This is a genomic window from Archangium lansingense (genome assembly GCF_026626635.1).
GTDB lineage: Bacteria > Myxococcota > Myxococcia > Myxococcales > Myxococcaceae > Archangium > Archangium lansingense.
This window is the reverse complement of the sequence record NZ_JAPNKA010000001.1, coordinates 7,349,655-7,362,959: the sequence shown is the minus strand read 5'-3', so window position 1 is coordinate 7,362,959 and position 13,305 is coordinate 7,349,655. Positions and strand designations below refer to the sequence as shown.

Sequence of the window (13,305 nt, the reverse complement as noted above, 5' to 3'; positions counted from 1 at the left end):
CGGTCACCAAGGAGACGCAGCATGGCAGCAGCAGCGCGGTTCACGGTGGTGGGCGGCGGACTCGCCGGGCTGATGACCACCATCAAGCTTGCCGAGGCCGGTCATCAGGTCGACATCCTGTCGCTCGTGCCGGTGAAGCGTTCCCACTCGGTCTGCGCCCAGGGCGGCATCAACGGCGCGGTGAACACGAAGGGTGAGGGTGACTCCCCGGACATCCACGTGAAGGACACGCTGCGCGGCGGCGACTTCCTGGCCGAGCAGATCTCCGTCAAGGGCATGTGCCACGCGGCGCCGGGCGTCATCTACCTGCTGGACCGCATGGGGGTGACGTTCAACCGTACGCCCGAGGGTCTGCTGGACTTCCGGCGCTTCGGCGGCACGCTGCACCACCGCACGGCCTTCGCGGGTGCCACCACCGGCCAGCAGCTGCTGTACGCGCTGGACGAGCAGGTGCGCCGCTGGGAGGCCGAGGGCCGCGTCACCAAGTACGAGTACTGGGAGTGGCTGGGCACGGTGAAGGACGGCTCGGGCCGCGTCATCGGCAGCGTGGCCATGGACTTGCGGACCAATGAGATCCGCACCTTCCCGGCCGAGGCCGTGTGCCTCGCCACGGGTGGTCCGGGCGTCGTCTTCGGGCGCTCCACCAACTCCATCATCAACACCGGTACCGCCGCCGGCCGCGCCTACATGGAGGGCGCCATCTACTCCAACGGCGAGTTCATCCAGGTGCACCCCACCTCCATTCCGGGTGAGGACAAGCTGCGCCTGATGAGCGAGTCGGTGCGTGGCGAGGGTGGCCGCGTCTGGGTGCCCAGGAAGAAGGGCGACGTCCGCGACCCCAAGGACATCCCCGAGAGCGAGCGCTTCTACTTCCTCGAGGAGAAGTACCCCAAGTACAAGAACCTGGTGCCGCGCGACGTGGCCACCCGGGAGATCTTCACGGTGTGCCGCGAGATGGGCCTGGGTCTGGACGGCGGCGACGCCGTGTACCTGGACGTCACGCACATCCCGGCCCACGTGCTCACCGCCAAGCTGGGCGGCGTGATGGAGATCTACGAGAAGTTCGTGGGCGATGACCCGCGCCACGTGCCCATGAAGATCTTCCCGGGCATGCACTACTCGATGGGCGGCCTGTACGTGAAGTTCGAGGCGGGTCCGAACAACGAGCCGCTGGTGGGCAGCCCCGTCAACCAGTCCACCAACATTCCCGGCCTGTATGCCGCGGGCGAGGCGGATTACGCCTACCACGGCGCGAACCGCCTGGGCGCCAACTCGCTGCTCTCCTGCATCTACAGCGGCATGATCGGCGGCCCGGCCATGGTGGCCTTCGCCAAGAGCCAGTCCAAGAGCGCCGACGACGTGGACAACCAGAAGTACTTCGCCGACGCGCAGAAGTACTGGGCGGATCGCTTCGCCACCATCAAGAAGATGGACGGCAAGGAGAACGCGTACGGGCTCACCAAGGAGCTGGGCGATGTGATGACGGAGAACTGCACCGTCGTCCGCTACAACGACCGGCTCAAGAAGACGCTGGAGAAGATCCGCGACTTCAAGGAGCGCTGGAAGAGCTGCAACGCGCTGGACACCGGCAACGTGGGCAACCGGAGCATCTCCTACGTCAACCAGCTCTGGAACATGTTCGAGCTGGCCGAGGTGATCGCCAAGAGCGCGCTGATGCGCGACGAGAGCCGCGGCGCCCACTACAAGCCGGAGTTCTCGCTGCCCGAGCCCAAGGTGAAGGATCCGACGAAGGATCCCGAGTGGATGGCGCTGTGGAAGAAGCGCCACGAGAAGTGGGCCAAGACGACCATGGCCGCCTACTCGGTCGAGGGCCCGCAGATCACCTATCAGGACATCCCCACGCCCGTGCTCGATCCCGAGCCGCGCTGGTACGCCTAAGGAAGGGACGGAGGGAACGCCATGGACAACGCGACCGCGCAGGCGCCTGTCAGCACCACCACGAAGCACGTCACCTTCCGCATCTGGCGGCAGGATGGCCCGGACAAGCCGGGTCACTTCGACGAGTTCCGCGTCCCGTACAACAAGGGCGCCAACGTCATCTCCTGCCTGATGGAGATCCAGCGCAACCCGGTCACCACCGACGGGCGCCGGGTGTCCCCGGCCATCTATGACGCCGCCTGCCTCGAGGAGGTGTGCGGCAGCTGCGCCATGAACATCAACGGGCGGGTCCGTATGGCCTGCTCGGCGCTGATCGATCGCATCATCGGTGACGGGGAGCCCATCATCACCCTGGAGCCGATGAAGAAGTTCCCCGTCGCGCGCGACCTGGCGGTGGATCGCAGCCGCATGTTCGAGGCGCTCAAGCGCGTCAAGGCGTGGATCAACATCGACGGCACGCACAACCTGGGTCCCGGTCCGCGCCAGTCCCAGGCCGACCACACGGTGATGTACAAGCTGTCCACGTGCATCACGTGTGGCAGCTGCGTCGAGGCCTGCCCGCAGGTGACGCTGGACAACGACTTCATCGGCGCCGCGGCCATCAGCCAGGCTCGGCTCTTCAACATGAACCCCGCCGGCAAGATGAACGCCGAGGAGCGCGTCCGGGGTCTCATGGGGCCGGGCGGCATCCAGGACTGCGGCAAGGCGCAGAACTGCGTGAAGGTGTGCCCGAAGGAGATTCCGCTGACCACCTCCATCGCGGTGATGAACCGCGAGGTGACCAAGCAGGTCATCAAGGACATCTTCTTCGACCTGGGCGACGAGAAGAAGGCCGCGGGCGGTCCGGGGTAGGGCAGGGCCGCATCCGTCACACTGTCGTTTCACGAGGCTCCGCATCCGGCTGTTCCTCGCCGGACCGGAGCCTCGGTTCTTTCTGGTCCGTCTGATTGGCCCTTGACAGTAGGGCCTTGCCAAGCGGGCCATTCTGCGCGAGAGAGGCACCCGTGCCGTTCCGCCCCGGGGGCTCGCTTCCGGGTGCCAGTCTCGCATCACTCGCGTCACCCGGAGCCTCGATGAAGATCCACGAGTACCAGGGCAAGGAAATCTTCCGGAAGTACGGCGTTCCCACGCCGCGCGGCATTCTCGCGCTCTCGCCCAAAGATGCCGAGGCGGCCGCCAAGGAGCTGGGCACGCCGGTGGTCGTCGTGAAGGCCCAGATCCACGCGGGTGGCCGCGGCAAGGGTGGCGGCGTGAAGCTCGCCAAGAGCCCCGCAGAGGCCAAGGAGCTCGCCAAGCAGATGCTGGGCATGAAGCTCAAGACGATTCAGACCGGGCCCGAGGGCCAGACGGTCCACAAGGTCTACATCGAGGAGGGCCTGGCCATCGGCCAGGAGCTGTACCTCGGTGTGACGCTGGATCGCGCCACCTCGCGCGTCACCTTCATGGCCTCCCGTGAGGGTGGCGTGGAGATCGAGGAGGTGGCCGCTCACAGCCCCGAGAAGATCCTCCGCGAGGCGGTGGATCCGGCCGTGGGCTTCCAGGACTTCCAGGGCCGCAAGCTGGCCTTCGGCCTGGGCCTCAGCGGCCCCACGGTGAACAAGTTCGTCCAGTTCTGTTCCGCGCTCTACCGCATGTTCATGGAGACGGACGCCTCCCTGGTGGAGATCAACCCGTTGGTCATCCTCAAGGACGGCGGCGTGGTGGCGCTCGACGCGAAGGTGGACTTCGACGAGAACGCGTTGTACCGGCACAAGGATCTGCTCGAGTACCGCGACATCGCCGAGGAGGAGCCGCGCGAGACCCAGGCCAAGGAGTGGGACCTGGCCTACATCGCGCTCGAGGGCAACATCGGCTGCATGGTGAACGGCGCGGGTCTGGCCATGGCCACCATGGACACCATCAAGCTGGTGGGCGGTGCGCCGGCCAACTTCCTCGACGTGGGTGGCGGCGCCAGCAAGGAGAAGGTGACGGCGGCCTTCAAGCTGATCCTCGCCGATCCGGCCGTGAAGGCGGTGCTCGTCAACATCTTCGGCGGCATCATGAAGTGCGATGTCATCGCCGAGGGCATCATCGCCGCGGCGAAGGAAGTGCAGCTCAAGGTTCCGCTCGTGGTGCGGCTCGAGGGCACCAACGTGGAGCAGGGCAAGGCGCTGCTGAGCAACTCCGGCCTCGCCATCACCCCCGCCGACAACCTCCGTCAGGCCGCCGAGAAGGCTGTCGCGGCGCTGAAGTAGTCCAGGCAGAGAAAGGTTCAAGCCATGAGCATCCTCGTCAACGAGAACACGAAGGTCCTCTGCCAGGGCATCACTGGCTCGGCGGGCTCGTTCCACTCCAAGCAGATGCTGGAGTACGGGACGAAGCTGGTCGCCGGCGTCACGCCGGGCAAGGGCGGTACCGACTTCGAGGGCAAGGTCCCCGTCTTCAACTCGGTGTCCGACGCGGTGAAGCAGACCGGCGCCAACACCTCGGTCATCTTCGTTCCGCCCCCCTTCGCCGCCGACTCCATCATGGAGGCCGCCGACGCGGGCATCTCCCTCATCATCACCATCACCGAGGGAATCCCCGTCAACGACATGGTCAAGGCCAAGCGCTACCTGCAGGGTAAGCCGGGCGTGCGGCTGATCGGCCCCAACTGTCCCGGTGTCATCACCCCGGGCGCCAAGTGCAAGATCGGCATCATGCCGGGCCACATCCACAAGCCGGGCCGCATCGGCGTGGTGTCGCGCTCGGGCACGCTCACCTACGAGGCCGTGTACCAGCTCACCCAGCTGGGCCTGGGCCAGTCCACCGCGGTGGGCATCGGTGGTGATCCGGTCAACGGCACGGACTTCGTGGACGTGCTGAAGCTCTTCAACGCCGACCCCGAGACGGACGCCGTCATCATGATCGGCGAGATCGGCGGCGACGCCGAGGAGCGCGGCGCCGAGTACGTGGCGCGCGAGTTCACCAAGCCCATCGCCGGCTTCATCGCCGGCCAGTCGGCTCCTCCGGGCAAGCGCATGGGCCACGCCGGCGCCATCATCTCCGGCGGCAAGGGCACGGCCTCGGAGAAGATCAAGGCCATGGAGGCCGCTGGCTTCGTCATGGCCGCCAGCCCTGCCGAGCTCGGCACCACGCTTCAGGAGGCCGTCCGCCGCGGCGCTCCCAAGAAGAACCGCTAGTTCCACCTCTCACACGTCATACCGAGGACCATCACCATGGCCATCGAGCGTACGCTGTCCATCATCAAGCCCGACGGGCTCCAGAAGGGCGTCATCGGAAAGATCATCTCCCGCTTCGAGGAGAAGGGTCTCAAGCCGGTCGCCATCCGCCTGCAGCAGCTTTCCCAGGCCCAGGCCGAGGGGTTCTACGCCGTCCACAAGGCGCGCCCCTTCTTCAAGGACCTGGTGAGCTTCATGATCTCCGGCCCCGTGGTGCTGATGGTGCTGGAGGGTGAGAACGCCGTCCTGGCCAACCGCGACATCATGGGCGCCACCAACCCGGCCAACGCGGCCCCTGGCACCATCCGCCGCGACTTCGCCACCAGCATCGACCAGAACACGGTGCACGGCTCGGACAGCCTGGAGAACGCGAAGATCGAGATCGCGTACTTCTTCCGCGAGACCGAGATCCACGGCTACGACTGGACGGCCAAGAAGTAGCAGGTAGGGCCTCGCGCCCGGGACACGGCCCGGCTCCCGCGCTCCTCCGCGGGTGCCGGGCCGCCGTCTTTTCTGGCACCCGAGCTGTTGATCCTGGCAGCTATGTGAAGCGGGCGGGAGTCCTTTGACGCCCGAGGCGGAATGACGAGATTGGTCATCTCGCGTACAAAATTTGTCACCCGATGTCTGGATAGGCGAGCAGGCTCCAAGGATTCTGGAGGGTTGATCGGAGCCAGACCGTGGCACGTGGCCTGCTAGGCGGCCCTCACAAAACCGCTTCGGCCTTTGCTGAGCCCGCCAGAAGCAGGGACGCCATACCGGTTTTGTTAGGGTTTCTGAGGTCTGCTCCAACGAGTTTTGCGATTTGCACCCAGTGGAGGGGGTAGGGCATGTCTGCTGTTGCGGGTTTTTTGAGGAGTGTGGCTCGGCGGGTGGGGATGTTGGCGGGATGGATGATCCTGCTCTGCTCCTTCTCCGTTCATGCCGCCGATGGTCTCGATTGGCTCTCCACCCGGCAGAACTCCGACGACGGGAGCTACGGCGGAGAGCTGGCCTCACTCGCCACACCGGTGCAGTCCACCGCCGAGGTGCTGCGCGCCCATCAGGCGCTGGGACAGACTGCGGCCCCGGGGTTCGCCTCCGCCCTCGGCTATCTCAACCTCGATGCGGGGACCCATACCGAGTTCCTTGCTCGCAAGATCGTGGTCAATGCCCAGCAGGGCTACACGGTCGATCCCACGTGGATCTCCCAACTTCTCTCCCGCCAGAACGCGGATGGTGGCTTCGGTGATCGGCCGGGCTACGGCTCGAGCGTGCTCGACACCGCCATGGCGCTCGAGGCGCTGGCGTCGACGAACCAGGCGACGAGCGCTCAGGCCGTCCGGGCGATCGGGTTCCTTCGTGAGCACCAGCAGTCCAATGGTGGCTGGGCCGATGGGGCGAACGATGCGTCGGTCTATCTCACCGCCGCGAGCATGCGCGCCCTGCTGCCCTATCGCACCACCTATGCGAGCGTGGCGGGGGTGCTCACCGGTGGGCAGAACTTCCTGCTCTCCCGCCGTGGCTCGGACGGGCTTTGGGGTGAGGAGTTCCTGAGCGCCCTGGCGTTGCTCGCCGTCGCGCCGAACCTGAGTGATGTGTCGGTGGTCTCCAGCAGTGTTGCCGCCTTGCGGGCCCTCCAACTCCCCAATGGGAGCTGGATCAACGACAGCTACACCACCGCCCTGGCGCTCCAGGCGATCCGGGCCGTCGAGTCCCGCACCAGCGGCAGCGGAGGGTCGACGTCGACGCCGACGGAGGGAGCCATCTCCGGTTACGTCGTGAGGGCCAACAGCTCCGAGCCCCTCTCCGGTGTCACGGTCACCATCAACGAGCTGACCGGCATCCAGGTGGCCACCAACGGGGATGGTTTCTTCATGTTCCCGGGCCTGCCCCCGGGCGACTACACGGTGATCGCGACCAAGGCGGGCTACACGTCGGCCGGTGTCGCGGTCGGTGTGGATGCCAACGAGGTCACCCTCGCGGGCACGCTGGTGCTGGAGGTGGTCCCCGATACCGGTCTGCTGCGCGGCAAGGTGTTCGACGCCGCGACGCTCGAGCCGCTCCAGTCGGTGCAGGTGTCGCTGACTGGAACGTTCAGCCAGTCGGTGCTGACGAACGGGGCGGGCGAGTTCGACTTCGGTCCGATGGTACCGGGCAGCTACACGGTGCGCTTCGCGAAGACGGGCTTCAACACCCTGACTGGCACGGTGACCATCGTGGCTGGCCGGGTGCTGTCCATGCAGCCCGGCATGACCGCGGCCGTGCCCGGAGGCTATGTGGACGATGCGCCGGGGACCGTCGTGGGCCAGGTGGTGAATGGCAAGACCGGCCAGCCCCTTGTCGGCGCGGTGTTCAACCTGGGCGGCGGGCTGAGCGCCACCACGGGGGCGGACGGGTCGTTCCGCATCACGTCCGTGCCGCGCGGGACCTACGAGGGCACGGTGACTGCCTCCGGCTATCATGCGGGCACCTTCAGCCTGGTGTTCACCGCGGGGGCCAGCGGCGAGATTGGGACGATGTCGCTCTTTCCGGTGGAGACGACGCCGGCGCCGACCACGTTGACGCTGCGCGGCCTGGTCGTGAATGGCGTGAGTGGCGCGCCGATTGCCGGCGCCACGGTGACGCTGACGGAGAGTGGGGCAGGGGCCACCACCGGTACGGACGGGCGCTTCGTCCTCACCGGAATCACCCTCAAGAACTTCAGTCTGTCCGTGAGCGCCACCGGCTATCTCCCGCACACCTATACGATTCAGGTGTCGGCGATGGGTGAGGCCGAGGTGCAGCTCCAGTTGTCCCCGCCGCCGCCGGACGTTCCCGGGGCGACCACGAGCACCCTGGCGGGTGTGGTGACCGACACCGTGAGTGGCGCCCCCATCAGTGGTGCCCGGGTGACCGTCACGGGCACCGCGCTGTCGGCTACCACGGACGCCACGGGGCACTACAACCTCGGTGGTATCACCAGCCTGTCGTTCTCCGTGCAGGTGTCCGCGGTGGGTTATGACTCGCGGATCTCCAGCGTGAAGCTCTCCGCGCATGGCGAATACCCCTTCAATCCTTCACTGCAACCGGTGCCGGGGGACAGCTTCCAGATCGTCTCGCTGAGCGCGAACCAGGCGGAGACCGGAGCGAATGGCAAGGCGCTGTTCACCGCCCACATCGCCAGCCTGTTGCCCGAGCCCGGGTCGGCCCTGGTGTTGGGCGAAATCCAGGACGCGACGGGCACGACGGTGGCGACCGTCTCGCCCTACGCCGAGGGAACGACCATCCCGCAGAGCCAGTTCACCTTCGCCCCGGGCGAGCCGAAGGTGCTCACCATCCCGTGGAACACGCTGCAGTTCGCGGCGGGCACGTACAGGCTGGTCCTGCGCGTGGTGGAGGTCGGCACCGTCACCCGCCTCGAGCCGCTGGGCGTGGTGCTGGCGGAGGAGAGCACCTACACGAAGGTCATCCCGACGATGGGGATCGACGGTGCGATGGGCATCAATCCGCCGCTGGCCCAAGCGGGCATGTCCACGCCGGTGAGCTTCTCGGCGCTGGTGCGCAACGCGGGCAACACGCCGCTGCCGGCCGGTGCGTACACGCTGACGGTCGTGCATCCGGACACGGCGGCCGTGCTGTACTCCGCCGAGGCCTCCACGGGCACCCTGGCGGTTGGTGCCAGCACTTCGGTGGTCTTCGGCTCCTGGGTGGCGGCTACCGCCGGCAACCTGCAGGTGCGCGTGGTCCCGAAGACCCCGGGCATCGCGGGCGAGCTCACCAGCCGGCTGTACGTCGGTGACAAGGCGAGCGGCACGTTCACGGTGGATCGGCACGTCGTGCCCGAGGGCACGCACACCGTGCGCGGAAAGATCAGCGTGCAGGGCGTGGATGTCACCCTGGCGGGCAGCACCGATCCGCTCTTCACTCTGGTGAAGGAGGCCGTGAAGCGCGGAGCCGACTATACGGCGCCGGCCGCCGTCTCCTGGAACAGCTCGCACCAGTGCCTGGGCTGCCATATCCAGGCCCAGAGCCTGCTCGGCCTGTCGAGCTCCTTCGACAAGGTCACCGTGGACCGGACGGCGACGCAGGTGCTCTACAACGCCGTCACCAGCAGCCAGTGGACGGATGGGGCCCTGCAGAATTCCTATCCCTCGCAAGTCAAGAACCAGACCATCTTTGGCCTGTGGTCCCTGTCCGCGTGGCCCGATGCCCAGAACGCCTTCCGCACGAAGGCCAAGGCCGCGCGATTCCTGCTCAACAACAAGTACCGGAGCGGCGATCAGACCTGGTGGCAACGGGATTACAACCAGGGCTGGTGGAACCACGAGGCGATCTACGCCGGGCTGGCTGTCAAGGGATTGGTCAGCGTCCTGAAGGACATTCCCAAGCTCGAGTCGATGCCCACGGACTACTCCCTGACCGATGTCCTCCCGATGGGCACCGCCACCACGCCCGTGGAGGACATGGCGATGGGTCCCGATGGGTTTCTCTACATGGTCAGGGCTGGCGTCATCGAGAGCATGGATCTGCAGACCGGGACGGTGACCACCGTCGTCTCGGGCCTGCCGTCCACCATCCAGGGTCTGATCATGGGAAGCGACGGGACCATGTATGTCACCCGCGACTCGTCGCCGACCCTCATCACGATCAAACCTGATCGCACCCGGGTGGACGTGACCGTGGGAGGACAGACGAGCCGTCTCCGGGATGGTGTCATCGGTCCGGATGGGTGGCTGTACCTGTCCGACTCGCTCAACAACCGGATCCTGCGCAGGAGCCAGGCGGGGGTGGTGGAGGTCTATGTCTCAGGTGGGTTGTTGGACTGGCCCAGTGAGTTGGTGTTCGACGCGGACGGCAACCTGCTGATCGCGAACCATGAAGGCTACAACATCCTGAAGGTGTCGAAGACGGATCGCACGGTGTCCGTCATGGCGGGAGGCTTCGCCTACGCGCCGTATCGGATGGTGCTGGCGCCTGACAACACCCTGTATGTGACGGTCATTACCAGGCCGCGGGTTAATGAGCCGTTCACGTCCACCGAGGGTGTGATGCGGGTGCGTCCGGGTCCGGATGGCAACATCGTCGAGCGTGTCGCCGAGGTGAGCAAGGCGCGCGCCATCGTGGCGACCGGTGGCCACATCTACGTAAGCAACGACTCCACCTACTTCCTGCAGAAGGTGGTGCCCGGCACGATGGATGCCGCCGCTATCAATCAGCTGCGTGACGATCTGCTCGTCGAGATTCCCCGCGTGGCGCGCTACTTCATCGCGACCCACCAGGAGACCACCACCAACAACCTCGTGCATGCACAGCGGCTCATCGGACTCGCCGAGGCCCGTAGAGTGGTGACCGACACGGCACTGCTCGCCCAGATCGACGCGGCGATTGCTTACGAGGACAACCTCTTGCGCAACCGCCAGCGTGCCGACGGCGGCTGGGCGCAGGTCCAGGGCAACAGCAGCGATGCGTTGGCTGCCGCCATGGTGGGTCTCGCGCTCGAGTACCAGAATCCGTCTGCGGATGATCCGCGGATCCGCAATGCCATCCAGTACCTGCTCAACACGCAGGCCGTGAATGGCTCCTGGGGAGGCAGCCCCTATACGCTCTCGACGACGAGCTTCGTGATGGTCTTCATGCCCAAGGCCCTCGAGCGGCTGGGTGGCATCGACATCGATCTGCACGTCGAGCTGCCGGCGTCGGTCCAGCTCAGCAACCCGACGCTCGTGCCGGCCAGCACCAGCAGCGGCTCCCACTACGTCTGGAATCTGCAGGGCGTGACCGGCGAAGGGCGCGACGTGGAGTTCGATCTGACCCTGAGCAACATGGCGCTGCACGAGCAGCGGCTGGTGGCGAGCCAGGCCTATCTGGAGTTCAGCAACTCCTTCCTGGCTGAGAAGGTCCAGCTCCTGCTGGACATCCCGGAAGTCAGCACCGCGGATGCGATGACCCTGGAGATCGCGACCAACAAGTCGCTCTACCAGGCCAACGAGCAGGTGGAGATCACCTCCACGGTGAAGAACACCGGCGTGACGTCCGCCTCGGGTCAGGTGCTGTTGGAGATCCGTGCGCCCGGTAGCGCCGCTTCGCTGGCGACGCTCCCGCCGCAGTCCGTGACCGACCTCGGTGCCTCCCTGGTGCAGACGCTGAATGCCTCGTGGAACACCGCTGCCACCCTGGTAGGGAATTACGAGGTCTACGCGAAGCTGCTCGACGCGCAGGGCCGATTGGTCGCCGAGGCCGTGGCGCCTTTCACGATTGGCGCCCCCACGGTCGTCGCCTCCACCCTGGTTACGACGGACAAACCGACCTACAACGCCTGGGATGCGGTGGAGCTCACGGGTCGTGTGCGCAACGACGCGACCAATGCTCACCTCGCGAACTCGCGTGTCGAGCTCACCGTGAAGACGCCGTTCGGTGACACGCTCTACTTCGACACGCGCAACGTCAACCAGCTCGCGCCGGGGGGGCTGATGGATCTGCCCTTCGGGTTGAAGCTGGCCGACGCCGTCAGCGGTCAGTACCAGGTCACCCTGGTGCTCAAGGACGCGCTCACCCGGGCGGTGTTGAGCACCAGTACGACCCAGTTCCAGGTGGAGCGCAGTGCCCTGCAGGGCGTCACCGGAACGGTGACCGTGGCCTCGTCGCTGGTCTACAAGGGCGAGCCCAACGTCTGCACCGACACCACGAAGACCGTCTCGGCCAGCACGGTGACGGGCTTGACGCTGACCCACCAGCTCGTCGATGTTGGCGCTGGCACGGTGCTGGACGAGGTCTCCCAGACCGTGAACCTGACGCCAGGCGGAGCGGGGCACGTCTACGTGCGCAACGTCGTGGCCCATGAGCTCGTCCCGGGCGGCTATGCCTGTGTTCTCAAGGCCGAACTGGAGGGGAGCACCCGCACCCTGGCCGTCGCTGGCTTCCAGGTGGTCCAGTCTCCCATCGGCCTCTACGCCAACCTCTCTCCCAATGGCAGGGGCCGCGTGCTCGTGCTGCTCGACCCGGCCCACCCGGAGGACGGCGCGGCGGATGTGGACCCCCATGGGCCCGCCAGTGCCCCGCTGCTCTCCGTGCAGAAGGCCTTCCTGACGCAGCTGCTCACCGAGGCGGGTTATTCCTTCACCCTCACCGAGTCGGCGGCTGACTTCGTCACCGAGCTGCGCAGCGGCGGATACAGCACCTATGTCCTGTTGACCGAGGCGGAGACGCTCGACCAGCAGGTCCAGAAGGAGCTGCGCGAGGCGGTCTTCCGTGGCGAGGGACTCGTCATCGCGGGCGACCATGATTCGCGCCACTCGCTCGTGCACGGCGCCCTGGGGATCGAATACGCCAACACCGTCATCAACGTCCTGGGCGTGAAGCCCACGTACGCCGGGGCTCCCGAGAACGGGGAGTTCGGGGTGCTGACCGACGAGGTTCCCCTGCGCATCAACCGCCTCACCGCGGAGAGCCTGGGCACCTATGTGCTGGATGGTGGCGTGAGCCAGCCGGGACTCGAGCTGGATACGCTGACCCTGAACAGCTACGGACGGGGTAGGGCCGCCTTCGCGGGTGTCGATCTGCTCGCCATCGCCACCCGCGATGGGCAGACGAGCCTCGCGGCCGAGACCCTGCGCACGCTGCTCAACCGGGTGCGCTCGCCGAACCTCTACATGGGTCCCGGTGCCGTCGTGCCCGTCGAGCTCCTGGTCGCGAACCTGGGCATCGCTGTTTCCGTCACCACCACGGTGACCGTGCCCACCGGGGCGAGCGTCATCGATCCGGGAGTGGGGATTGCCAGCGGACAGACGGTGACCTTCACCTTCCCCCTTGCGGTCGACGAGGTGAAGACGGTGCGGCTCTGGGTGCGGCTGCCCGAGGTTGCCGGGCCCATGACCCTGGAGGCTCTGGTGAGCGGGAGCCATGACGGCCACACGGTGTCGGTGGCACCCGTGCCCACGTTGACCCTGTTCGTCCCGGAGGTGGAGTCGCTCAGCGACATCCGGACCCAGCTCGATGCGCTGGTGCAGGACGGTCACCCGGACAGCGTGGTGCTCACGGATGCCATCGGCTCCCTGGACCTGGCGATTGCCGCGTCTCCAGCGCAGGCCACGACGCATGTGCTCGCGGCGGCCGATACCTTGTCGGGCCTCACGGACTCGGGTGTCAGCCAGCTGCGCGTGAGTCTCGGCCACTGGCTGCGTTGGGCGGGGCTGTCCGCGGATTGAGGACGGCCCGGCTGTACGGTTTGACAACACCCTTCAAATAT

At 66.5% G+C, this 13,305-nt stretch carries 6 protein-coding genes; all 6 read left to right on the top strand.

Annotation, left to right across the window (positions count from 1 at the left end; all coding sequences use genetic code 11):
• Nucleotides 1–21 precede the first annotated feature (21 nt).
• The 6 genes from sdhA to OV287_RS29430 all read left to right on the top strand — a co-directional run bounded on the left by sdhA (nucleotide 22) and on the right by OV287_RS29430 (nucleotide 13,264).
• Nucleotides 22–1,899, top strand: a complete 1,878-nt coding sequence (gene sdhA, locus OV287_RS29455; protein WP_267537373.1) for a succinate dehydrogenase flavoprotein subunit — start codon at nucleotides 22–24, stop codon at nucleotides 1,897–1,899.
• A 21-nt stretch (nucleotides 1,900–1,920) separates the two neighbouring features.
• A complete protein-coding gene (sdhB, locus tag OV287_RS29450; RefSeq protein WP_267537372.1) occupies nucleotides 1,921–2,751 on the top strand; it encodes a succinate dehydrogenase iron-sulfur subunit in 831 nt (276 codons plus the stop codon).
• Nucleotides 2,752–2,972: 221 nt separating this feature from the next.
• Complete coding sequence (sucC, locus tag OV287_RS29445; RefSeq protein WP_267537371.1) at nucleotides 2,973–4,133, top strand: ADP-forming succinate--CoA ligase subunit beta; 1,161 nt, start codon at nucleotides 2,973–2,975, stop codon at nucleotides 4,131–4,133.
• Between the two features lie 24 nt (nucleotides 4,134–4,157).
• On the top strand, nucleotides 4,158–5,060 hold the full coding sequence (gene sucD, locus OV287_RS29440; RefSeq protein ID WP_267537370.1) for a succinate--CoA ligase subunit alpha: 903 nt from the start codon (nucleotides 4,158–4,160) through the stop codon (nucleotides 5,058–5,060).
• Between the two features lie 36 nt (nucleotides 5,061–5,096).
• Nucleotides 5,097–5,540, top strand: a complete 444-nt coding sequence (gene ndk / locus OV287_RS29435; RefSeq protein WP_267537369.1) for a nucleoside-diphosphate kinase — start codon at nucleotides 5,097–5,099, stop codon at nucleotides 5,538–5,540.
• Nucleotides 5,541–5,929: 389 nt separating this feature from the next.
• Nucleotides 5,930–13,264, top strand: a complete 7,335-nt coding sequence (locus OV287_RS29430; RefSeq protein WP_267537368.1) for a carboxypeptidase regulatory-like domain-containing protein — start codon at nucleotides 5,930–5,932, stop codon at nucleotides 13,262–13,264.
• Nucleotides 13,265–13,305: the final 41 nt, after the last annotated feature.

Excerpts from the sequence above, each read along its gene's own strand:
- ndk (WP_267537369.1), top strand. The coding sequence starts at position 5,097 with ATGGCCATCGAGCGTACGCTGTCCATCATCAAGCCCGACGGGCTCCAG.
- OV287_RS29430 (WP_267537368.1), top strand. The coding sequence starts at position 5,930 with ATGTCTGCTGTTGCGGGTTTTTTGAGGAGTGTGGCTCGGCGGGTGGGG.
- sdhB (WP_267537372.1), top strand. The coding sequence starts at position 1,921 with ATGGACAACGCGACCGCGCAGGCGCCTGTCAGCACCACCACGAAGCAC.
- sdhA (WP_267537373.1), top strand. The coding sequence starts at position 22 with ATGGCAGCAGCAGCGCGGTTCACGGTGGTGGGCGGCGGACTCGCCGGG.
- sucD (WP_267537370.1), top strand. The coding sequence starts at position 4,158 with ATGAGCATCCTCGTCAACGAGAACACGAAGGTCCTCTGCCAGGGCATC.
- sucC (WP_267537371.1), top strand. The coding sequence starts at position 2,973 with ATGAAGATCCACGAGTACCAGGGCAAGGAAATCTTCCGGAAGTACGGC.